Origin of the sequence: Cytobacillus sp. FSL H8-0458, from assembly GCF_038002165.1 — a bacterium.
In the GTDB taxonomy this organism is placed as follows: domain Bacteria; phylum Bacillota; class Bacilli; order Bacillales; family Cytobacillaceae; genus Cytobacillus.
Map to the genome: position 1 here is coordinate 1817802 of NZ_JBBOBR010000001.1, position 19854 is coordinate 1837655.

At 42.2% G+C, this 19854-nt stretch carries 25 protein-coding genes and 3 riboswitches; of the genes, 16 read left to right on the forward strand and 9 right to left on the reverse strand.

From position 1 onward, the window contains the following. Positions 1 to 97: 97 nt before the first annotated feature. Positions 98 to 613 carry a CBO0543 family protein gene (locus NYE23_RS08790; RefSeq protein WP_341077143.1) on the reverse strand — a complete coding sequence of 172 codons (516 nt, stop codon included), beginning with the start codon at positions 611 to 613 and terminating at the stop codon, positions 98 to 100. Positions 614 to 755: 142 nt separating this feature from the next. On the opposite strand from NYE23_RS08790, the gene NYE23_RS08795 reads away from it, so the two are divergent. Then, positions 756 to 1505: a Cof-type HAD-IIB family hydrolase gene (locus NYE23_RS08795; protein WP_341077146.1), complete on the forward strand. Its 750-nt coding sequence runs from the start codon at positions 756 to 758 to the stop codon at positions 1503 to 1505. Positions 1506 to 1543: 38 nt separating this feature from the next. Here the strand turns inward: NYE23_RS08795 and NYE23_RS08800 are convergent, their stop codons facing one another. Further along, positions 1544 to 1993, reverse strand: coding sequence for an OsmC family protein (locus NYE23_RS08800; RefSeq protein ID WP_341077147.1), 450 nt, complete (start codon positions 1991 to 1993; stop codon positions 1544 to 1546). Between the two features lie 115 nt (positions 1994 to 2108). After that, a riboswitch (TPP riboswitch) is annotated at positions 2109 to 2221 on the forward strand. A gap of 105 nt (positions 2222 to 2326) precedes the next feature. On the opposite strand from NYE23_RS08800, the gene NYE23_RS08805 reads away from it, so the two are divergent. The 11 genes from NYE23_RS08805 to NYE23_RS08855 all read left to right on the forward strand — a co-directional run bounded on the left by NYE23_RS08805 (position 2327) and on the right by NYE23_RS08855 (position 9577). After that, complete coding sequence (locus tag NYE23_RS08805) at positions 2327 to 3088, forward strand: 3-oxoacyl-ACP reductase (RefSeq protein WP_341077148.1); 762 nt, start codon at positions 2327 to 2329, stop codon at positions 3086 to 3088. A 13-nt stretch (positions 3089 to 3101) separates the two neighbouring features. After that, complete coding sequence (gene thiM / locus NYE23_RS08810) at positions 3102 to 3917, forward strand: hydroxyethylthiazole kinase (protein WP_341077149.1); 816 nt, start codon at positions 3102 to 3104, stop codon at positions 3915 to 3917. 2 nt (positions 3918 to 3919) lie between these two features. Further along, positions 3920 to 4747 (forward strand): bifunctional hydroxymethylpyrimidine kinase/phosphomethylpyrimidine kinase, encoded by an 828-nt coding sequence (gene thiD / locus NYE23_RS08815; protein WP_341077153.1) that lies wholly within the window; start codon positions 3920 to 3922, stop codon positions 4745 to 4747. Beyond that, positions 4731 to 5390 (forward strand): thiamine phosphate synthase, encoded by a 660-nt coding sequence (thiE, locus tag NYE23_RS08820; protein ID WP_341077154.1) that lies wholly within the window; start codon positions 4731 to 4733, stop codon positions 5388 to 5390. The genes thiD and thiE overlap by 17 nt, the downstream gene beginning before the upstream one ends. Before the next feature lie 104 nt (positions 5391 to 5494). Continuing rightward, a complete protein-coding gene (locus NYE23_RS08825) occupies positions 5495 to 6250 on the forward strand; it encodes an exodeoxyribonuclease III (protein ID WP_341077155.1) in 756 nt (251 codons plus the stop codon). An 84-nt stretch (positions 6251 to 6334) separates the two neighbouring features. Next, a complete protein-coding gene (locus NYE23_RS08830) occupies positions 6335 to 6592 on the forward strand; it encodes a hypothetical protein (protein WP_341077157.1) in 258 nt (85 codons plus the stop codon). A 51-nt stretch (positions 6593 to 6643) separates the two neighbouring features. Continuing rightward, positions 6644 to 6743: riboswitch (guanidine-I (ykkC/yxkD leader) on the forward strand. 72 nt (positions 6744 to 6815) lie between these two features. Then, entirely contained in the window at positions 6816 to 7154 is a 339-nt protein-coding gene (locus tag NYE23_RS08835) for a DMT family transporter (protein WP_341077158.1), read from the forward strand. Further along, positions 7151 to 7465 carry a DMT family transporter gene (locus tag NYE23_RS08840; RefSeq protein WP_341077160.1) on the forward strand — a complete coding sequence of 105 codons (315 nt, stop codon included), beginning with the start codon at positions 7151 to 7153 and terminating at the stop codon, positions 7463 to 7465. The genes NYE23_RS08835 and NYE23_RS08840 overlap by 4 nt, the downstream gene beginning before the upstream one ends. A 371-nt stretch (positions 7466 to 7836) precedes the next feature. Then, on the forward strand, positions 7837 to 8223 hold the full coding sequence (locus tag NYE23_RS08845; protein WP_341077161.1) for a DUF302 domain-containing protein: 387 nt from the start codon (positions 7837 to 7839) through the stop codon (positions 8221 to 8223). Positions 8224 to 8340: 117 nt separating this feature from the next. Continuing rightward, a complete protein-coding gene (locus NYE23_RS08850) occupies positions 8341 to 9165 on the forward strand; it encodes a hypothetical protein (RefSeq protein ID WP_341077163.1) in 825 nt (274 codons plus the stop codon). 16 nt (positions 9166 to 9181) lie between these two features. Then, positions 9182 to 9577 (forward strand): HIT family protein, encoded by a 396-nt coding sequence (locus NYE23_RS08855; protein WP_341077165.1) that lies wholly within the window; start codon positions 9182 to 9184, stop codon positions 9575 to 9577. A gap of 32 nt (positions 9578 to 9609) precedes the next feature. Here the strand turns inward: NYE23_RS08855 and NYE23_RS08860 are convergent, their stop codons facing one another. Both NYE23_RS08860 and NYE23_RS08865 read right to left on the reverse strand, forming a co-directional pair. After that, positions 9610 to 10623 (reverse strand): AI-2E family transporter, encoded by a 1014-nt coding sequence (locus NYE23_RS08860; RefSeq protein ID WP_404324249.1) that lies wholly within the window; start codon positions 10621 to 10623, stop codon positions 9610 to 9612. Between the two features lie 41 nt (positions 10624 to 10664). After that, on the reverse strand, positions 10665 to 10973 hold the full coding sequence (locus NYE23_RS08865; RefSeq protein WP_341077171.1) for a hypothetical protein: 309 nt from the start codon (positions 10971 to 10973) through the stop codon (positions 10665 to 10667). A gap of 107 nt (positions 10974 to 11080) precedes the next feature. Between NYE23_RS08865 and NYE23_RS08870 the strand changes: the two genes are divergently transcribed. Next, a complete protein-coding gene (locus NYE23_RS08870; RefSeq protein WP_341080666.1) occupies positions 11081 to 11926 on the forward strand; it encodes an SDR family oxidoreductase in 846 nt (281 codons plus the stop codon). Between the two features lie 152 nt (positions 11927 to 12078). Further along, on the forward strand, positions 12079 to 13221 hold the full coding sequence (locus tag NYE23_RS08875) for a metallophosphoesterase (protein WP_341077172.1): 1143 nt from the start codon (positions 12079 to 12081) through the stop codon (positions 13219 to 13221). A gap of 25 nt (positions 13222 to 13246) precedes the next feature. Here the strand turns inward: NYE23_RS08875 and NYE23_RS08880 are convergent, their stop codons facing one another. The 5 genes from NYE23_RS08880 to pxpB form a co-directional block, all read right to left on the reverse strand. Then, on the reverse strand, positions 13247 to 14038 hold the full coding sequence (locus tag NYE23_RS08880; RefSeq protein WP_341077174.1) for a putative hydro-lyase: 792 nt from the start codon (positions 14036 to 14038) through the stop codon (positions 13247 to 13249). A gap of 20 nt (positions 14039 to 14058) precedes the next feature. After that, positions 14059 to 15249, reverse strand: coding sequence for an NRAMP family divalent metal transporter (locus NYE23_RS08885; protein ID WP_222500373.1), 1191 nt, complete (start codon positions 15247 to 15249; stop codon positions 14059 to 14061). 173 nt (positions 15250 to 15422) lie between these two features. After that, on the reverse strand, positions 15423 to 16193 hold the full coding sequence (locus NYE23_RS08890; protein ID WP_341077177.1) for a LamB/YcsF family protein: 771 nt from the start codon (positions 16191 to 16193) through the stop codon (positions 15423 to 15425). 1 nt (position 16194) lies between these two features. Further along, on the reverse strand, positions 16195 to 17205 hold the full coding sequence (locus NYE23_RS08895; RefSeq protein WP_341077178.1) for a 5-oxoprolinase subunit C family protein: 1011 nt from the start codon (positions 17203 to 17205) through the stop codon (positions 16195 to 16197). Beyond that, positions 17202 to 17912: a 5-oxoprolinase subunit PxpB gene (gene pxpB / locus NYE23_RS08900; protein WP_341077180.1), complete on the reverse strand. Its 711-nt coding sequence runs from the start codon at positions 17910 to 17912 to the stop codon at positions 17202 to 17204. Before pxpB ends, NYE23_RS08895 begins: the two co-directional genes overlap by 4 nt. 336 nt (positions 17913 to 18248) lie before the next feature. On the opposite strand from pxpB, the gene NYE23_RS08905 reads away from it, so the two are divergent. Both NYE23_RS08905 and queC read left to right on the forward strand, forming a co-directional pair. Further along, complete coding sequence (locus NYE23_RS08905; protein ID WP_341077182.1) at positions 18249 to 18971, forward strand: CBS domain-containing protein; 723 nt, start codon at positions 18249 to 18251, stop codon at positions 18969 to 18971. 126 nt (positions 18972 to 19097) lie between these two features. Continuing rightward, positions 19098 to 19140, forward strand: a riboswitch (PreQ1 riboswitch). 53 nt (positions 19141 to 19193) lie between these two features. Further along, positions 19194 to 19853: a 7-cyano-7-deazaguanine synthase QueC gene (gene queC / locus NYE23_RS08910; RefSeq protein WP_341077183.1), complete on the forward strand. Its 660-nt coding sequence runs from the start codon at positions 19194 to 19196 to the stop codon at positions 19851 to 19853. The last annotated feature ends 1 nt before the right edge of the window (position 19854 follow it).

Consider the following 19854-nt stretch of genomic DNA (forward strand, 5'->3'; position numbering starts at 1 on the left):
CATCAATGCATAGGTTAAGAACAGAAGGAGCAAAAATAAGAACACAGACAAATCGTTCTGAATGATCATTCCATTACACCTCACTTCATGTTTGCATTTATTTTAGGCTGTCCAATGGAACGGGAAATAATAAGTAGAAAATGACCGCAGCAGGCAGAGAAATGAGCATGGCTATTACAGGTTTTCTGTAGTGGACTTTTAATACTGCAAACAAAGCGATATTCAGCCAAATATTATGCCAGCCATTCCAGCCGTTATCGTACACATACATCCCTTTATGGGCAAACAGAGATTGAATAATCGTAAAAAAGCCAATCCATACAGCAGAGTAAATGTATCCATGTTTTTTATTCTCAGGATAACGCTGCAGATATATGATCAGAGCCATAGGAGTAATAAAATAAGTGAAAGCTAAGTTAATTATGGAATGATTAAGCCATTCTGCCGTAATGCCTCTAAAAGCCCACAGAGTATGATTAAAATAGAGCATGTTGTAGGTAAGATTAATCGCTATAAAAAATAAAACAGTCGGATATTGTTTTCTCCACTGCGACCAGTCAATAAAGCGGTAAGCAAACAAAATCCATACAACAATAACAAGTATCAGATACATAGGACATCACCTTTAATATTTAATACATACAGGTATTGCCATTTTTTAAAAAAATATTCACCTGAAAAGCACCGTCTTTGAAGGATAGCCGGGTTACCTATATAATGGCTTTATTGTGTTAATAGAAGAAAGGGAGAGGATCATGACAGAATCAAAAATTCCACCGCAGATCAAGTTAATTGCTCTCGATATGGATGGAACTTTATTAAATTCCAAAGGGGAAATTCCTGAAGAGAACCGTGCAGCCATAAAAGAGGCAAAGGAGAAAGGAATTGAAGTCATCTTGAGCACCGGAAGATCAAGGCTTACAGCAGGCGATCATGCCGATTCCCTGGAATTAAACTCCTACTTAATCACGGTTAATGGCAGTGAAATATTTGGACCGGACGGAGAATCAATCTCAAGAGCTCCCGTTGATTCCAAAGTTATGGAATGGATGTGGAACTTATCACAGTCACATAAGACCAATTTCTGGGCCACCAGCTGCGAACAGGTCTGGAACAACGAAATGCCGGAAAATATCCATGAACATGAATGGCTCAAATTTGGATTTGATATTTCAGATGATAACATCAGGGAACTGATTCATAAGGAACTGCAGACAAAAGGCGATCTGGAAATTACTAACTCAAGCTTAACCAATATTGAAGTCAATGCTCTGGGCATCAACAAAGCCAAAGGGATCCAGAAGGTAACAGAGCTTCTGGGCATTTCCATGGAAAATGTAATGGCCATGGGTGACAGCTTGAACGATATTGCCATGATTGAGGAATCAGGCTGGGGAGTAGCGATGGGAAATGCCCAGGAAATCGTGAAAGAAACAGCCGATGCAGTGACGGGAACCAATAATGAAGCCGGTGTTGCACAGGCAATCAGAAAATGGGCATTTTAGTGAACAAAAACCGGCTATTAAGCCGGTTTTTTGATTCACTACTTTGATCTAAGTACGGTTTCCTGCAACTCGACTTTCACATTCCCTTTAATTGCCCTTGAGATCATGCAGGATGCTTCTGCTTTTTGGGCCAGCTTTCGCGCAAGTGCATGGTCCTTTTCATCGGCATCTGCCTTCAGCACGATAACCGGGCGATGAATGATTTTCCTGTAGGTAATCACACCTTTGGTCACATCCACAACACCGACTGATTCCATCGTTAGGTCATCTTTCTCAAGCCGGCTGCGTTCCATCATGGCTGCCAGGGTAATAATATAACAAGTGGCCGCCGCCCCCAGCAGCATTTCATCCGGATTGGTTCCAATTCCAGGACCATCCATTTCGGGCGGTATTGATACCTTTGTTTTCAGCCCACCTGTTTCAATTTCTCCCACATCATTGCGAAGGCCAGGCCAGTGAGCTTTTAAATGAAAATGGTGTTCAGCCATATTTAAACCCTCCAAGTTATGTATTTCTCCTTACACATTAAAGAGGAACAGGCAGAATTGCAAGACTTTACAGATTTCACGTTTCAGGCTAAGATGAAAATAGTCAACTTAATAGTTTTACTGCTAGGGGTGCCCGATGCTCGCGGGCTGAGAAAGAAACCGGACTGTTTTTTACCCTTGGGACCTGATCTGGATCATACCAGCGTAGGAAAGTAGTAATTTCGGAGAACAAGCATGATTCTCTATAGATTATTCAGCCAGGTCCAATTTCGGATCTGGTTTTTATTTTGTTCTCAAAACAAATGAATTGGCTATCAATAAGGAGGATTTTCTATGAATCTTAACGATCAGATTGTCATTATTACAGGCAGCAGCAGAGGGTTGGGCAAAGAAACAGCAAAAGCATTCTCGAGAGAAGGGGCGAGAATTGTCATTAACTATTTCCATAGCGAGGAAAAAGCCCATGCTTTGCAGAAGGAAATTGGCGAAACAGCCATTGCCATTCGTGCTGATGTTCGGGACAGAGTTCAAGTGAAATCCATGTTTAAAAAGACGAAGGAACACTTTGGAGCACCCATTACAACCATAGTCAATAATGCACTGGTGAATTTTCAATTTGACCCTGTTTCAAAAAAAGATGCAGAAACAATTAAATGGGATGATTACAAAAATCAGCTGGAAGGTGCAATTCTGGGAGCATTGAACACAGTTCAGGCAGGTATTGAAGATATGAAAAAACAGGAGTTTGGCAGGATAATCTCGGTCGGCACCAACCTATTCCAGCATCCAGTTGTACCCTATCATGACTATACGACCAGCAAAGCTGCTTTATTAGGCTTCACCAGAAATATGGCGAATGAGCTGGGCCAATATGGAATTACTGCAAATATGGTATCGGGCGGTTTGTTAAAAACGACAGACGCCAGTGCTTCGACCTCTAAGGAAGTCTTTGAAATTATCGAAAACTCGACTCCATTAAGAAAAGTCACAGAACCTGCAGAAGTGGCAGATGCGATAGTCTTCTTCGCTTCTCCCTGGGCAAGGGCAGTTACAGGACAGAATTTGGTTGTGGATGGCGGACTAGTGATGAATTAAAGGAGGATTTTAGATGAACATTCAGGAGATTAGCAGTCTATTAGATAAAGTAAGAGAGTCAAACCCTCTTGTACATAATATTACAAATGTGGTGGTAACCAATTTTACTGCCAATGGCCTGCTGGCAATTGGGGCATCACCTGTAATGGCATACGCGCATGAAGAGGCGGCTGATATGGCTAAAATCGCCGGGGCGCTGGTTCTCAATATGGGAACACTGACTGAAAAAGAAGTGAAAAGCATGCTTATCGCAGGAAAATCAGCCAATCAGCATGGGGTGCCGGTAGTTTTTGACCCGGTTGGTGCCGGCGCGACAGCTTATCGCACAGAAACAGCCAATAGAATAATGAAAGAATTAGATATTAACATCATAAGAGGCAATGCTGCAGAAATTGCCAATGCAGCAGGACAGCAGTGGAATATTAAGGGCGTTGATGCCGGAGAAGCAGAGGGAAACACTTCTGAGCTCGCAAAGTCGGCAGCAAATAAACTTGGTGCAGTCACCGTCATTACAGGGAAACAAGACATCGTTTCAGATGGACATTCAACTCTTATGATCAACAATGGCCATCCACTGTTAACGAAAGTAACAGGTGCCGGATGTCTTTTGACTTCTGTCATTGGAGCTTTCGCAGCTGTTGAAAAGGATCCAGTAAAAGCGGCAGCTGCTTCCTTGATCGTGTATGGCTCTGCAGCCGAAATGGCTGCAGAAAAAACGGATGGCAGAGGTCCGGGCACTTTCCAAATTGAGTTCTTAAATAGCTTATATACTATTTCAGGTGCAGATGTTGAATTGCGCGGCTCTTTTAGTCAGATAGGAGGGGAATAAATATGAAGGTGAACAAAGCATTAACCATAGCAGGATCAGACAGCGGCGGCGGTGCGGGTATTCAGGCAGATTTAAAAACCTTTCAGGAACTTGGTGTATTCGGCATGTCAGCGTTAACTGCCGTAACGGCCCAAAACACCAGGGGAGTGCAGGGAGTTTATCCCATGACCGCCGATGCTGTTACAGCGCAAATCCAATCCATTGGAGAAGACTTGAGGCCAGATGCAGTCAAGACTGGAATGCTCTTTAGTGCAGAGATTATCGAAACTGTTTCAAAGGAGATTACGAAATACGGCTGGAAAAATATTGTCATTGATCCGGTGATGATAGCTAAAGGAGGAGCGAGTCTTCTTCAGACTGAAGCCATTTTAGCGATGAAAAAGCATCTGATTCCGCTGTCAATGGTCATTACACCAAATATTCCCGAGGCTGAGATTTTAACGGATACAACGATTCGTTCAATAGATGATAAACGGAAAGCAGCAAAAGAACTGCATAGGCTTGGAGCGAGAAATGTCATCATTAAGGGCGGCCATGAGGAGGGAAAAATGGCTGCCGATCTATTATTTGACGGTGAAAGTTTTACCGAATTCAAGAGTAAAAAAATAGAAACAGTGAACACGCACGGTACTGGCTGCACCTTTTCGGCCGCCATTACCGCCGGACTCGCTGACGGCTTTTCTGTGCCACATGCTGTTGATCGGGCAAAGCAATTTATCCAGGCAGCAATTGAACATGACTTAAGAATTGGCAGTGGTCATGGACCAACCAATCATTGGGCCTATAATGCTAAGAAAAAGGAGAACCTCGTTCATGGGAGTCAATACTAAGCAAATGAGAGATTGGCTAAAAGTATATTTCATAATGGGGAGCGTTAATTGTCATCAAAATCCTGAAGATATTCTCCGATCAGCAATTAAAGGGGGCATATCCCTGTTTCAATTCCGTGAAAAAGGAGCAGGATGCCTGCACGGCCATGAAAAGGAGACTCTCGCAAAAGAGCTTCAAGCAATCTGTAAAGAGAGCAATGTTCCTTTTATTGTAAATGATGACATTGAATTGGCCCTCAGTCTCAACGCAGATGGCGTCCATATAGGCCAGGAGGATGAACCGGCAGATGTGGTCCGCAGGAAAATTGGCGGCAAAATCCTTGGCGTCTCCGTGCATAATATGACTGAAGCAAAAGAAGCGATCCGGCAGGGGGCAGATTACCTCGGCATTGGCCCTATTTATCCCACAAGCACAAAGAAAGATGCCAAAGCTGTTCAGGGTCTTACTTTTTTAAAAGAATTGAGAGCTGCTGATATCCAGATTCCTGTGGTAGGGATTGGGGGAATTAATGCTAAAAATACACCTCCCATAATGGATGCAGGAGCAGAAGGTGTTTCAGTCATTACGGCAATCAGCCAGGCGGATTCCCCGGAACAATCAGCCAGGGAGCTAAAAGAAGCAGTAATGAGAAATGTCCATTAGTTCAATTGCCGTTCAAGTTTCAATCCTTAAACTGTGCAGATTAGGAATGTCCATGGTAATGTAGTAATCAGGCATATTTTTTAACATAAGGAGATATAACAGCAATGAAACTCGTATCATGGAATGTGAATGGCATTAGGGCCTGTGTGAAAAAAGGCTTCACAGATTACTTCAAAGAGGTGGATGCAGACATCTTTTGCATCCAGGAGTCCAAATTGCAGGAGGGACAGATTGATCTCATCCTGGATGGCTATCACCAATATTGGAATTATGCTCTGAAAAAAGGGTATTCTGGGACAGCTGTTTTTACGAAAAAAGAGCCGATTTCTGTCCGCTACGGGTTGGGCGATGATGAAACAGAACCTGAAGGCAGAATTCTCACGCTTGAGTATGAAGGCTTTTATCTCGTGAATGTCTATACGCCGAATTCGAAGCGGGATCTGGCCCGCCTACCATACCGTCTGGAATGGGAAGAGCGGATTCGGGAGTATTTACTTGAGCTGGATGGGTTTAAGCCTGTTATTATGTGCGGTGACTTAAATGTAGCCCATAATGAAATAGATTTAAAGAATGCAAAATCCAATCGCGGAAATTCCGGGTTTACAGATGAAGAACGGGACAGAATGACCAGATTGCTTGGTTCCGGGTTTGTTGATGCCTTCCGCCATAAATACCCTGAAGCCGAAGGAGCCTATACATGGTGGTCGTATATGGCAAAAGTAAGGGAGCGGAATATCGGCTGGCGGATCGATTATTTTATTGTGTCAGAAAAGCTTAAGGAAAAAATAATAGATTCACAAATTCATTGCGACATTATGGGCAGCGACCATTGCCCGGTAGCCCTTGAACTGGATATATAGGATGAAGCCCCTGCTGGTGTGCAGGGGTTTTGTTTTCGGAAAACAGGCAATAATTGAATTAAGATTAGCTAAAGGAATGGTTTTATGAACAAAATAGAAATGCTGAAGCTTTTTGTTCTTATTGAAAGAGTGTATCCGCCTTTCCGGATCAAAAATGAAATTGTTCATTATTATTTTGATCACTGTCTGGAATTCGACTACGAAATAGCCTTCAACAGGCTAAAAGAGCATATTAGGAGAAGTCCTTATCCTCCGTCAATCAGTCATATCGGCGGCATTGCTAAAATGGCAGACTGCCGAAAATGGGAACAAGAATATGTCCTTGCTGATCATGTGTGTTGATATTGATGGAAAATGTTTTGTTATTTTGTTATAATGCCTGTAAATCGTATTAAAAAGGTTTTCTAGGGTTCCGCAGCAGCTGCTGGCCTGGTCCGAGAGAAAACTCATAGCTTTTATGGCTATGCCACGGAGGGACAAAAGCCTGGGAGATACTGATCATCAGATATCTTCCGGGCTTTTGTCTTTTTCAGAAGATATTATTCGTTAAAAAGGAGCTGATATCATGCAGTGGCTAAAGGTATTTATTGCTGCATTTTTTGAAGTGTTTTGGGTCATTGGCTTAAAGCATGCGGATGATCCATTATCATGGGCAGGGACCATCATAAGCATCGCTGTCAGTTTTTATCTGATGATCATGGCGGGCAGGGTGCTGCCGGTGGGGACCGTTTATGCTGTCTTTGTTGGCATGGGCACCGCCGGTACAGTACTATCTGAAATTATATTTTTCGGAGAACCTTTGAAATTATCTAAAATCATTCTAGTTCTTGTTTTATTATTAGGAGTACTTGGCTTAAAGCTGGTGACAAACGAGGACGAATCAATAGGAGCTGAAAGTTCATGAGCTGGCTGTATCTGATTCTTGCTGGGGTTTTTGAAATGACAGGTGTCACCATGATTAACAGCTGGCATCAAAAAAGGAACTGGCAATCCTTACTTCTGCTTATTGGCGGATTTGGCGCCAGCTTCCTGTTCCTGTCTCTGGCCATGAGGGAACTGCCGATGGGCACGGCTTATGCCGTCTGGACCGGAATCGGCGCAGCAGGAGGTGCGATCCTTGGCATGATCCTGTACGGAGAACCGAAAGATGCCAAACGGATATTCTTTATTGTAATGGTGTTAAGTGCGGCAATTGGACTAAAACTTGTGTCTTGATATGAAAACCGGGAAGATTATCAGCGATTGGTTGCCGTAGAGCTTTTATGACGACGGCTTATCAAAAAAGGGTCGCCACAGTGCGTACATGACGACCAAAATCGCAGCGGCTCATCAAAAATGGTCGCCACAGAGCCTTCATGACGACCAAAATACAGCGGCTCCCCATAAAATCGTCGCCATAGAGCTCTCATGACGACCAAAATGCTGAGGCACATCCCAAAATGGTCGTCATAGATCATACATGAAGCCCAAATCTCAACATCTCACCAAAAACGGTCCTCATCAATATTTAGCAGTTCACCAACATTCCATAGTAAAAAACAGCAGTTTGTTCATATTAAAAAGGAAATGAAAAAGAGGTGACTGCCATGAATTTTGCTTATACAGTTGAATCAGAGAAATCCATTGAAGAAGCAATTACAGCGTTGGAAACACATTTAAAAGATGAAAAGTTTGGTGTGCTATGGACTTTTGATATTAAAGTGAAGCTAGAGGAGAAGGGCTTTCATCTGGAGGAAGAATTTAAGGTACTTGAAGTTTGTAATCCCCAGGAGGCTGAGAGAGTACTGAAAGAAGATAAAATCGTTGGCTATTTTCTCCCCTGTAAAATCGTTGTGTATAAAGAAAGCGGCAAAACAAAGATAGGATTGCCGAGGCCAAGTGTGTTAATGAGCATGATGGAAAGTCAGAACCTTAAAGAAATGGCATCAGATATTGAGAAGCGCCTGATTGCCTGCCTGGATAAATCAGTTTAAGACCGTTTCAATAAAAAATAAACTTACTTCCAAAGACAAACAGTAAATAACACTGTTTGTTTTTCTTTTTATGCCTTACAATGTAATGTGAATTCTAAATATTGCGAAGGTGAATCCATGGATGCAAAATTAATTTTAATCGAGGGTCTGCCGGGTTCTGGCAAATCCACTACGGCTAGATTGGCTTATGAAGTGCTTAAGCAAAACGGCATCGAAGCAGAAGTATACTTCGAAGGTGATCTCAGCCACCCGGCCGATTTTGAAAGTGTCGCTTACTTTACTAATGATGAGTGGCAGCTCTTATTAGAAGAATTTAGTCCTTTCAGAGATCAAATTTCAGGGAACAGCATTTCAGAGGATAATGGCTTTTTGCTGCCTTATAAAAAGCTGGGATCAGATATTCCAGATGCATTTTATGAAAAAGCATTTACACATGATATCTATGAGCTGCCATTGGAGCAAAATATAAAGCTTATCACGCAAAAGTGGGCAAGATTCGCTAGGCAAGCTGAAAACAGCAATAAGGTTCATATTTTTGAATGCTGTTTTATCCAGAATCCGTTAACAGTCGGAATGATAAAATATGGGGCACCACAAACAAAGATACTGGATTATGTTTTAGCGCTGGAACATTCGGTGAAAAAACTCAATCCGATGCTAATTTATATCAACCAGGATAACATAGACTACTCCTTCAAAAGAGCAATAAAAGAACGGCCGAAAAGCTGGTCAGAGGGTTTTATCCATTATTATACCCAGCAAGGATACGGAAAGCAGAAACACCTAAGAGGGGAAGAGGGCACCTTAAAGGTTCTAATAGCAAGGAGACAGGCTGAAGAAGAGATCCTGAAAAATCTGACTATCCGAAAGACCATAATCAATAACTCTGCATTTGATGAGTATTCCCACAAAATCGCTTTAGAGAATTTCCTGATAAATTAGGAAAGGAAAGGATTAAATGACGCATTTGGAAAATTGTCCTTTTTGCAGTCCGCATAAGGATCCACACCAGAATATCATTTTTGAAAACAGCACTTGTTATTTTCTTCAGCACGATAAAGAACAGTGCGTTTTGGAGGGCTGTGGGGTCATTGTGCCAAAAGCTCATCAAGCAGATGCCTTTTTCTTAACGGCTGAAGAGTGGAAGGATACATATGAACTTCTTCAAAAAGCGAAGGATTATTTGGATAAAAAGTATGCACCCGATGGGTATACTCTTGGATGGAATGTTGGTGAAGCTTCCAATCAATCCATTCTTCACAGCCATCTGCACGTCATACCCAGATATAATAATGAACCACACGCAGGAAAAGGGCTCAGGCATTGGCTGAAGCAGCCTGCTAATAAAAGATGAAAAACACACAGCGGGACTGTGTGTTTTTCAAGTTATTGTATTTGCGGCGGATTGCTTTTGACTTCAAGTACATCCAAAAGAAACACAAATACCGGTATACCGACAATCAATCCCCAGACACCGAAGAAATGCTCAGAGAAAATCAGAACAATGAACGTATAAAATACCGGCAAATCCGTTTTGGAAGACATAAGCTTCGGGTTTAAAATATAGGCTTCAATCGCATGGATCACCATAATTAACAGGAGGATATAAAACACCTGGATGAAGCCGCCTAGTGAATAGGCAATTGTACATAAAGGAACCAGGGAAATAATCACGCCTGCTACCGGGATCAGACCAAGAAGGAAAATAAGTATAGACAAGCCCATCAGGTGAGGGAAATCCATGATCCAGAGGGCAAGTGTTGTCAGGATACAATTTACTGTGGCAATTACCACCTGCGCTTCAATAACTTTTCCAAATGTTTGCACGAACTTACTTCCGAAATAGGAAATCTCATTATAAAAGGCAGCCATTTTGCTGTATTTGAATTTTAAAGTAAACTCTGTCAGTTTAGGCTTTTCAAGCAGGAAGAACAAACTAAGGATAAGCGACAGCAATACTTGAATTGCAATATGGCTAATATCGGAAAAATATTGAAGCAGGAACGCAAAGCCCTGTTCGAGATACTTCGTAACTTCATTTCTTTCAAGCATTTGCACAATGTAAGTGATGACAATATTGTCATGCTTCTGAGTATAAAAGCTTTCAACCTGCTTAAACAGCTGAGAAATTTCAGTTACTATTAAAGGAAGATACTTAATAATCCCGATAGAAAGCAGGCCGATAATTCCTATATAAAGGGTTACGACTGTCAGTTTTCTATTCAGTTTAAATCTCGATAGGACCAGTTTCACGAGCCTATCCATCAAGAAAGAAAAAATAAAAGTAATCAGGATTAAATTAATCATGCTTCTCGACAGGTAAAGAGCCAGAACTATAATTCCAAAAATGACGAATCTTTTAAAGCCGTTATTATTAAAAAGTGATTTAATCGTTTCCAATTCCATTCCTCCACACTTTAGTATGTTTCTTCAGGGTTCCATTAAATGCGGAGATAATTACTCTGAAACATGTAAGGCGTCATGTACTCGTTGCTTCTATGTAATGCTGCAGTTGTAAGGTTCTGAAAATACATGAGCGGTGCTTTAAAATTGATTGTCTTTGCGGTTGTTTTTACTGCAGTTACCAGTGTGCTGCAAAAAGCAGGATTTTTCAGGGCTGGTGAATCGATCACAATGGCATCTCTTCCCGGGTCATTGAAATCAATCGGCTCCTTACTTTGTTGCACTGTAGAAATCAGACCGGAGAAAAGCAGCATAATGCTGATAAATATGTGGGCCAACTTGTTCATCCTCTTATTATCAATATATTTATTATTTTATAATACTTTTACATTTAATTATATATCTATTTACATTTGAAACAAAAAAATTCGGTCCAGAGAAAGGATGAAGGTATCTGAATACGAAATACGCAGTCATTACCGGCTGTTCCAGCGGGTTTGGAATATTAATGGCCATTGAGCTGGCAAAGAATGATTTTCAAGTTCTTGCAACAATGAGGAACTTGGATAAAAGCAAAATATTAATGGAGAAAGCTGATAAAGAAGGAGTACTTGCTCAGATTTGCATTCACGAATTGGATGTCACTTCATCAGCATCTATTAAAAATCTAAAAAGCCGGCTCCTGCAATTGCCTTCAGTTGATGTTTTAATTAATAATGCAGGCTTCGCAGGAGCAGGATTTGCAGAAGAAATCCCGCTGGATGAGTATAGAGAACAGTTTGAAACAAATGTCTTTGGAACCATCGCCGTGACTCAGGCAGTTCTGCCATTTATGCGGGAACAGGGATCGGGAACCATCATAAATATCAGCTCCATCAGCGGAAGAGTAGGTTTTCCGGGCTTATCGCCATATGCCGCTTCAAAATTTGCGGTAGAAGGCTGGAGTGAATCACTTAGGCTTGAAGTCAAGCCATTTGGAGTAAATGTGGTGCTGATTGAGCCAGGATCTTTCAGGACAGGCATTTGGACAACAGGGAAGAAGATAGCTGAACCCTCCTTGAAAAAAGAATCGCCTTATTACCCGTATATGACAAAAATTCAGAGGTACCTTGATCAGGGGAAGCCATTTTATGAAGATCCAATCATCGTTGCTAAAAAAGCTGTGGACATTATCAGTGAAAAAGAACCTGCACTCAGATACCCAGTAGGAAAAGGTGTCCGAACAAGAATTCGCCTGAAAAACCTTCTGAGCTGGAAAGCGTGGGAGAAAATCATATTCAAGGCACTTTATAAAGATTAATTACTCCATTCTTTTTATACCGAATAAAGGACAAAAAGGTTTCAAAATTTTCCTTTTTTTCTTCTTTTTTCTTAAGTCCCCAATCTCTGATTAATTTTCTTGCATCTAGAGAAAATAAGAAAACTAATCTTTGATCGTCTGGGGGAGTTGGAATGAAAAAGGGAATGAAAAAATATACTATCACGCTGTTATCATTCATAGCCCTGCTGCTTGTCTGGAACCAGACGGAAGCTGAAGTATCCGGACCGCCAACCATCCATCTGCGCGTAATGGAAACCACTGATTTGCATGGAAACATGATTGGTTATAATTACGAAGATCGCAGGAAAACAGTGGAATTTGGGCTTTCCAGGACGGCCAGCCTGATTAAACAGGCAAGAAATGAGTCTCCTAACTCCCTTCTATTCGATAATGGGGACATTCTTGAAGGCAATGGACTTGATGAATATGCCTATAGAAGCCATCCGCTTGACATGGCTAATGTCCATCCTGTTTTTAAAGCCATGAATACGCTGCTTTATGATGCTGCAACAGTGGGAAATCATGAATTTAATTACGGAATTGATTTTATGGAAGAAAGCCTCAGGGGAGCCAACTTTCCTTATGTGAATGCAAATATTTATGTGGAAGACAGCAATCAGCTTGAAGAAGATGACCTAAATTATTTTAACCCCTACACCATCATAGAGAAAGAAGTGACAGATACAGCTGGAGAAAAGCATAAGCTGAATGTCGGAGTCATCGGCTTTATTACTCCTATTGTTGCGGAGTGGAATAAAGAGTATTTTCGGGGGAACCTTAAAGTGAAAAATATAAAAGAAACGGCAGAGCACTTTATCCCTGTGATGAAAAGCAAAGGGGCGGATATCATTGTGGCCCTTGCACATACCGGCATCCAATCCGATAAAGGGCTGGAGGAGAAAAAGGGCAATTCAGTTCAGGCACTCAGCAAAGTTAAAGGAATAGATGCCATTTTATTCGGACACAGCCACTCTGTTTTCCCTGTCAAAGATGAGCTGCAACAGGTGCCGGGAATCGACTTGAAGACAGGGACCATAAATGGAACAGCTGCTGTTCAGGCTGGCTACTGGGGCAATCATCTCGGCCTCATCGATTTAAAAATAGTCTTGGAGGATGGAGAATGGAAAGTAAAAAGCAGTCTATCCTCCATCAGGCCAGTTTATCGCACTATCAAAAATAAAAAGAAGGAAGTCATCCCGTCTGACCCATTAATAGAGCAGATTATGAAAAAAGATCATCAAGATGCACTGGATTTTTTAAAACACAAAAAGTAAAAGGCGCCCAATGGACGCCTTTTTCCTATAAAACCGAAAACTCTTCATTTTTTAAATTAGTGATAAACATATGTCCCGGTGCATGTGTAATCATAATTTCCGGCTTCACATGCATGGCAACTGCCTGAGGAGTGACGCCGCAGGCCCAAAAGACAGGTACCTCTCCATCTTTAATCGTCACGGCATCGCCAAAATCGGGCTGATGTATATTATTTATGCCGATTGCTTCAGGGTTACCAATATGGACCGGGGCCCCATGGACAGAAGGGAAGCGGCTTGTCACTTGTACAGCCCGAATGGCTTCCTTCTCTGTCATCGGCCGCATACTCACGACCATTGGCCCTTCAAACCGGCCTGCCTTCACACACTCAATATTGGTTTTAAACATCGGGACATTCCGGTTTTCCTCAATATGGCGGATAGGAATATTATTTTTAAGCAGTGCTTCTTCAAAGGTAAAACTGCATCCGATCAGAAAGGCCACCATATCATCATCCCAATAAGAAGTGATGTCAGAAAGCTCATCAGAGAGAACACCATTTTTATATACCCTGTATTTGGGCAAATCGGTTCTGATGTCAGCATTTGGAGCTGACAGCATTGGCACAGGAGACCCAGGTTCTGTCACATCGATGATTGGGCAGGATTTCGGATTCCTTTGGCTGAAAAGGAGAAACTCAAAAGCCAGATCCTGTGGCAATATGGCAAGATTGGCCTGAATGTAGCCGTTTGCCATTCCAGCTGTCGGCTTATCCCACTCACCGCTGCGGATTAATTTGCGCGCCTCATCAGCATTCAATAGAGAAGGGGAGTTCATATAAAAATCTCCTTTCATTCTTATTTAAACAGCTCAGGGATTCCATTGATTAATGAGTAAACCCCCATGTAAGACATGGCAATCACGATAATGACGCCGAAAATTGTCATCCATAGCGGATGTTTATAATCGCCGACAATTTTGGTTTTATAGGCAGCAATCAGCATTACACCTAATGCGATTGGCAGGATAAGTCCGTTTAATGAACCAACTAAAACTAAGATTTTCACAGGCTTTCCAATTAAAACAAAGACAAATGTTGAAACGGCAATAAAACCGACAATCACCCATTTATGATATTTCTCGACAGCAGGGCTCAATGTCCGAATGAATGAAACTGATGTATAGGCTGCACCGACTACAGAAGTGATGGCGGCTGCCCACATAACGACTCCAAACATCTTATAGCCAATATTGCCCGCAGCCAGCTGGAAGACAGAAGCTGGCGGGTTGGACGGGTCAAGTGCCAAGCCCTGGGAAACTACACCAAGTGCTGCTAGGAAAAGGAAGATGCGCATAATGGATGCGATACCGATTGCACTGACAGAGCTCTTCGTGACTTCCGGTAGTGCTTCTTTTCCTTTTACACCAGCATCAATTAATCGGTGGCCGCCAGCAAAAGTGATATAGCCGCCGACCGTACCGCCGACAAGTGTAATAATGGCCAGGATATCAATCTTGTCTGGAACAAACGTTTTGACAACAGCTTCACCGACAGGAGGCTGTGCTGTGAACATAACATAAAGAGTCAGCCCAATCATGACAAATCCTAAAATCTGTGTGAAGCGGTCCATTAATTTTCCGGCTTCTTTTACAAGAAAAATGCCGATCGCCAGAATTCCGCTTAAAAGAGCACCGAATTCGGGAGAAATGCCGAATATAACATTAGTACCTAACCCGGCACCCGCAATATTTCCGATATTAAAAGCCAGTCCGCCCATGACAATCAGGGCAGCCAGGAAATAACCCAGACCCGGCAGGACATCGTTGGCAATATCCTGGGCCCGTTTTTCAGAAACTGCAATGATTCGCCAGATATTCATCTGTGCACCAATATCGATAATAATAGAAATTAAAATGACAAACCCGAAACTCGCAAGCAGGGTTTCTGTAAAAACGGTCGTCTGAGTCAGAAAGCCCGGTCCAATGGCAGATGTAGCCATAAGGAAAGCAGCACCAAGCAATAGACTGGCATTAGATTGCTTTTTCATTCATTTTCCCCCAATAATTCAATTTATGGTTATTTTTTTATGTTGTTCGCGCTGAAAGGGATGATTAGTGCAGTTTGCGCTGCCTAATCCGGCATGAACGGCACTATTCCATCTTAAGTGCGATCCGCGCTTGATAAGTCACCAATTTTTCATTATCTCCATCAATACCAATTTTATTTCAAAAACTCACTGATTTTTGCTACCTGGATTCCAGCTTCATTTAGTGCCTTCGGAATGTACTGGGCAAATTCCAGAGCGCTTTCCCCGTCACCGTGGATGCAGATTGTATTGGCCTCAATGGAAACATCAGTACCCTGTACAGAATGAACTTTTCCTTCCTTGACCATGCGGATTACCTGATTAGCAGCAGCGCTGTGATCTGTAATAAGTGCATTGCTTTCCCGTCTTGACGTAAGCGATCCGTCCTCCTGGTAGGTCCGGTCCGAAAATACTTCATTGGCAGAACGGAGGCCAATTTTCTTGCCGGCTTTAACCAATTCGCCCCCTGAGAGACCGAACAGAATCAGTTCAGGGTCCACTTTGTAAACAGCTTCTGCGATTGCTTCCGATAATGGCGCGCTTTTTGAGGCCATGTTGAACAGTGCACCGTGAGGTTTTACATGTTGAAGCTTGCCGCCCTCTGATTTAACAAAAGCATATAATGCGCCAATCTGGTAGACCACCAGGTCATAGGCTTCCTGAGGTGTAATACTAATATCCCTGCGGCCGAATCCGTGCAGGTCCTGGAGTCCAGGATGGACACCAAGGCCAACATTTTTCTCAAGCGCCAATCTGACTGTTTTTCGCATGGTCGCCGGGTCGCCGGCATGGAAGCCGCAGGCGATATTAGCTGAGGTGATGTGGTCCAGGATTTCCTCATCGCGTCCCATCTTGTAGGAACCAAAGCTTTCTCCCATATCACAGTTAATGTCTACAATGTGCATGTTAATTTCCTCCTCTGGTTTTTAAAGTTATCCCTTGTTTTAATTCCTTTAATTTCATTTCTCTCTTTATAAGTAACTGTTGCGCCTCTTTATTTGATATTTCCACAAACCGTAAGGCATCCCCGGGTTTAGCCTGCGCCAGAAGGGGAAGATCGACAGCCGCAACCTGTCCAATTTTCGGATATCCGCCGGTTGTCTGCCTGTCAGCCAGCAGGACAATCGGATTTCCATCAGGCGGAACCTGAATGGAACCAAAATTCACAGCCTCAGAAATTTGTTCAGCATGTTCTGACAGCGCTAGCGCAGGGCCTTTCAATCTGTATCCCATCCTGTCAGATTGTGCTGTCACCTCAAATGCATGATTAAACAGTTGAATCCTGCTTTCATGGGAAAATAAATCAAATTGACGTCCCCTGGTGATTCTGATTTCCGGATTCCCTGCAGTTTCCGGAATGAGTTTTGAAGCAATGCCCCAGTCGTTTTCAACAAAAGCTTTATCAAGGAGTTGCCTTGATAAATAGTCCTTCATTTTCAAAGACTGGAGGGAAGGTTTGCCGGTTTCCAGCGCATCCCCAGCCTTTAATGCTCTGCCTTTAAAGCCGCCAATACCAGCGCGCAGGTAGGTGGATTTACTGTTCATTACTTCCGAAACATCAAAACCGCCGGAAACAGCCAGATAGGCCCGGCACCCTTTTTGGCATCCTCCGAATTTAAGTTCGCTGCCTTTTTTCACAAATACAGACCGCCATGTCCGAATAGGCTGGCCATTGATCGAAGGGGAAAGGTCTCCGCCGCATATTGAAATTAATGTGTCTTCTTCAAATATCAGGGATGGGCCCATCATCGTTATTTCCAATGCAGGATCATTTTCCTCATTTCCGGACAGCAGATTGGCCATCCGATGGGAAAAAGGATCCATGGCCCCGCTGGCTATGACGCCAAACTTCTGATAGCCGGTTCTCCCCAGATCCTGAATGCTTGAAAGGAGTCCAGGCTTTAATACTTTAATCATTGATCCGTCTCCTCCCAATGATGGTATTCTTCCAGACTGATTGGCCTGAATTTAATTTTATCGCCAGCTTTTAACAAGGTAGGGGATTCATCCATTGGGCGAAACAGCTTAACAGGAGTACGCCCGATCAGCTGCCAGCCTCCTGGCGTCTCGATGGGATAGATCCCGGTCTGCATCCCGGCAATCCCAACTGTACGCTCGGGAATTTTTAACCGTGGTGTATCCCGTCTTGGTGCGGCAATTTGTTCTGACATTCCGCCGATAAAAGGGAAGCCTGGCGCAAAGCCGATCATATAGACCAGATAGCTGCCTGAAGAGTGAATGTCTATTACTTCATCTGGGGTAAGTCCATTATGTTCGGCAACATAATCAAGATCAGGGCCAAATTCTCCTCCATAGCAAACCGGGATTTCGACGATTCTTGCTTCCATTGTTTTATTTTCCCCCAACTCTTCCATAAGCGGTTTTATGAGAGAACATATGAAATCAAATGGAAGCTCTCCATCTGAAAGCTGATAAATCTCAAATGGATTATAAAAAATAGTGACTGTTGTGTAGGCGGGTATGTATTCTATCATCCAATCTGGAGGATGTTTCTCGAGAAAGGCTGTCAGTGTCTGCACTTTTTGATGGGCATTCTCACTGATTTCATTCCCAAGTTCAATAAGAACTGCATTGTCTCCTAAAGGATGTACAGTGTACTCCATGATTTCACCAGCTTTCACAATGATGTAGGGAACTGAAGATTCTAAAATATTATTCAATAATAATAAATATTCATTTTCACCGAGACGAAATACACATATTATTCTTTCCTAAAATAAGGGAAATCTATATTTATTCACGTTAAGACGAAAAAATTTATTAGTAAACTTATATATTTATGCAATGTCTTCAGCTAAAGAATATAATATCATATAATAGATTGAAAATTCTATTTGTGCAAATTATTCTGCCGGAAGGCGAGCCAGAATCTTCATAGTTTATTTTGTCCTCTAATATGGGAATAAAGTAGGGACATTATGAATTAGGGAGAGATTATTGTGGGTACAGATATAAAAATGAACTTATCAGAAAGATTCGAGGCAGCCTTTAACCGTATTCACAAGGCTTTGAAACAATCTGCTAAACAAGCCAGAACAGACCGATTTTATAAGCTGATTGAAATACAGAAAAACCATTCGCTGATTCGATTATATGAGGATGATTTACATCAGTTTGCCAAACTGAGGAATGCTATTGTTCATGAAAAAATTGATCTGGATTATTATATAGCAGAACCGCACCTGGAAACGGTGGAAAAAATTGAACTGATTGCCGGCCATTTTGAAAAGCCCAAAACCGCGATTTCGATTGCTGCCACACCGGTTTTTTATTTTTATGAGGATGGCAAGCTTTCAGATGTACTGGCCATTATCAATAAATTTTCGCATTCCCAGTTTCCCATTTACTCGCGGGAAGAAGAATATTCCTGGCTGTTAACCTCGGCGGATATTGTAAAATGGATGGCCGAGCATTTTACAGAAGAAACGATCCAGCTGCAAAAGGTGAAAATCAAGGAGCTTTTCAACAAGAAATCCAAGCATCAAATAGCATTTGCCGGCACGAATACTTCTATTTTCGATTTGGAGGATATGTTTGAGGAATGCAGAAATAAAAATGAAAAGCTTGAAGGAATCATTGTTACTGATAATGGAAAGCCGACTGAAAAACCAAAAGGCATCATTACAGCCTGGGACCTGCTGGAGGCCGATTCAGAAAATTAGATGAGCGTTTATTAATGTTGCATGATTTAGAATTATAAAACTTTTTATTTGAGAATAAGTAACACCTTCTAAAATTCCTGTAAAGATGATAATATAAACTGATAGTTCAATAGAAAATCCGTGTACACGGTAGAGGTTCTAGCTACCCTCTTTAAAAAACTAAGGAAAACAGGTCTGCTTTCTTAGTGGTCCTGTTTTTCTATGTTAAAGGAGAATTTTCAAATGAAAAATGATAAAGCGCTCGTTGTATTCAGCGGCGGCCAGGATAGTACTACCTGCTTATTCTGGGCAAAGGAACGTTTTGCCGAGGTGGAAGCAGTCACTTTTAATTATAATCAGCGGCATAAGCTTGAAATTGAATGTGCCCAGCAAATAGCAAAAGATCTGGGAATCAGGCATCATATCCTTGATATGTCCCTTTTGAATCAGCTTGCGCCAAACGCACTGACACGTGATGATATAGAAGTAAAGGATGGAGAGGAAGGAGGGCTTCCATCCACATTTGTGCCCGGGAGAAACCTTTTATTTCTGTCCTTTGCCGGAGTGCTGGCGAGTCAAATCAATGCAAGGCATATTATTACAGGGGTTTGTGAGACAGATTTCAGCGGCTACCCTGATTGCCGGGATATTTTTATAAAATCACTGAATGTCACACTGAGTCTGTCGATGGATGGGCAGTTTGTAATCCATACACCTTTAATGTGGCTCAATAAAGCTGAGACATGGAAGCTGGCAGATGACTTGGATGCCCTTGAGTATGTGTGTAATAATACGCTGACATGCTACAACGGCATTCCGGCAGATGGCTGTGGTGAGTGTCCTGCATGCCATTTAAGACAAAAGGGCCTTGAAGAATACCTCAATGAAAAGGGGGAGCTTTAAG

What these genes read in the sequence shown, in the direction of transcription:
- NYE23_RS08800 (WP_341077147.1), bottom strand. Translation starts at nt 1,993, where the DNA reads ATGGCTGAACACCATTTTCATTTAAAAGCTCACTGGCCTGGCCTTCGC.
- NYE23_RS08790 (WP_341077143.1), bottom strand. Translation starts at nt 613, where the DNA reads ATGTATCTGATACTTGTTATTGTTGTATGGATTTTGTTTGCTTACCGC.
- NYE23_RS08880 (WP_341077174.1), bottom strand. Translation starts at nt 14,038, where the DNA reads ATGAACTCCCCTTCTCTATTGAATGCTGATGAGGCGCGCAAATTAATC.
- NYE23_RS08805 (WP_341077148.1), top strand. Translation starts at nt 2,327, where the DNA reads ATGAATCTTAACGATCAGATTGTCATTATTACAGGCAGCAGCAGAGGG.
- NYE23_RS08890 (WP_341077177.1), bottom strand. Translation starts at nt 16,193, where the DNA reads ATGCACATTGTAGACATTAACTGTGATATGGGAGAAAGCTTTGGTTCC.
- NYE23_RS08845 (WP_341077161.1), top strand. Translation starts at nt 7,837, where the DNA reads ATGAATTTTGCTTATACAGTTGAATCAGAGAAATCCATTGAAGAAGCA.
- NYE23_RS08895 (WP_341077178.1), bottom strand. Translation starts at nt 17,205, where the DNA reads ATGATTAAAGTATTAAAGCCTGGACTCCTTTCAAGCATTCAGGATCTG.
- thiM (WP_341077149.1), top strand. Translation starts at nt 3,102, where the DNA reads ATGAACATTCAGGAGATTAGCAGTCTATTAGATAAAGTAAGAGAGTCA.
- pxpB (WP_341077180.1), bottom strand. Translation starts at nt 17,912, where the DNA reads ATGGAGTACACTGTACATCCTTTAGGAGACAATGCAGTTCTTATTGAA.
- NYE23_RS08825 (WP_341077155.1), top strand. Translation starts at nt 5,495, where the DNA reads ATGAAACTCGTATCATGGAATGTGAATGGCATTAGGGCCTGTGTGAAA.
- NYE23_RS08835 (WP_341077158.1), top strand. Translation starts at nt 6,816, where the DNA reads ATGCAGTGGCTAAAGGTATTTATTGCTGCATTTTTTGAAGTGTTTTGG.
- NYE23_RS08795 (WP_341077146.1), top strand. Translation starts at nt 756, where the DNA reads ATGACAGAATCAAAAATTCCACCGCAGATCAAGTTAATTGCTCTCGAT.
- NYE23_RS08850 (WP_341077163.1), top strand. Translation starts at nt 8,341, where the DNA reads ATGGATGCAAAATTAATTTTAATCGAGGGTCTGCCGGGTTCTGGCAAA.
- queC (WP_341077183.1), top strand. Translation starts at nt 19,194, where the DNA reads ATGAAAAATGATAAAGCGCTCGTTGTATTCAGCGGCGGCCAGGATAGT.
- NYE23_RS08875 (WP_341077172.1), top strand. Translation starts at nt 12,079, where the DNA reads ATGAAAAAGGGAATGAAAAAATATACTATCACGCTGTTATCATTCATA.
- NYE23_RS08830 (WP_341077157.1), top strand. Translation starts at nt 6,335, where the DNA reads ATGAACAAAATAGAAATGCTGAAGCTTTTTGTTCTTATTGAAAGAGTG.
- thiE (WP_341077154.1), top strand. Translation starts at nt 4,731, where the DNA reads ATGGGAGTCAATACTAAGCAAATGAGAGATTGGCTAAAAGTATATTTC.
- thiD (WP_341077153.1), top strand. Translation starts at nt 3,920, where the DNA reads ATGAAGGTGAACAAAGCATTAACCATAGCAGGATCAGACAGCGGCGGC.
- NYE23_RS08855 (WP_341077165.1), top strand. Translation starts at nt 9,182, where the DNA reads ATGACGCATTTGGAAAATTGTCCTTTTTGCAGTCCGCATAAGGATCCA.
- NYE23_RS08865 (WP_341077171.1), bottom strand. Translation starts at nt 10,973, where the DNA reads ATGAACAAGTTGGCCCACATATTTATCAGCATTATGCTGCTTTTCTCC.
- NYE23_RS08885 (WP_222500373.1), bottom strand. Translation starts at nt 15,249, where the DNA reads ATGAAAAAGCAATCTAATGCCAGTCTATTGCTTGGTGCTGCTTTCCTT.
- NYE23_RS08840 (WP_341077160.1), top strand. Translation starts at nt 7,151, where the DNA reads ATGAGCTGGCTGTATCTGATTCTTGCTGGGGTTTTTGAAATGACAGGT.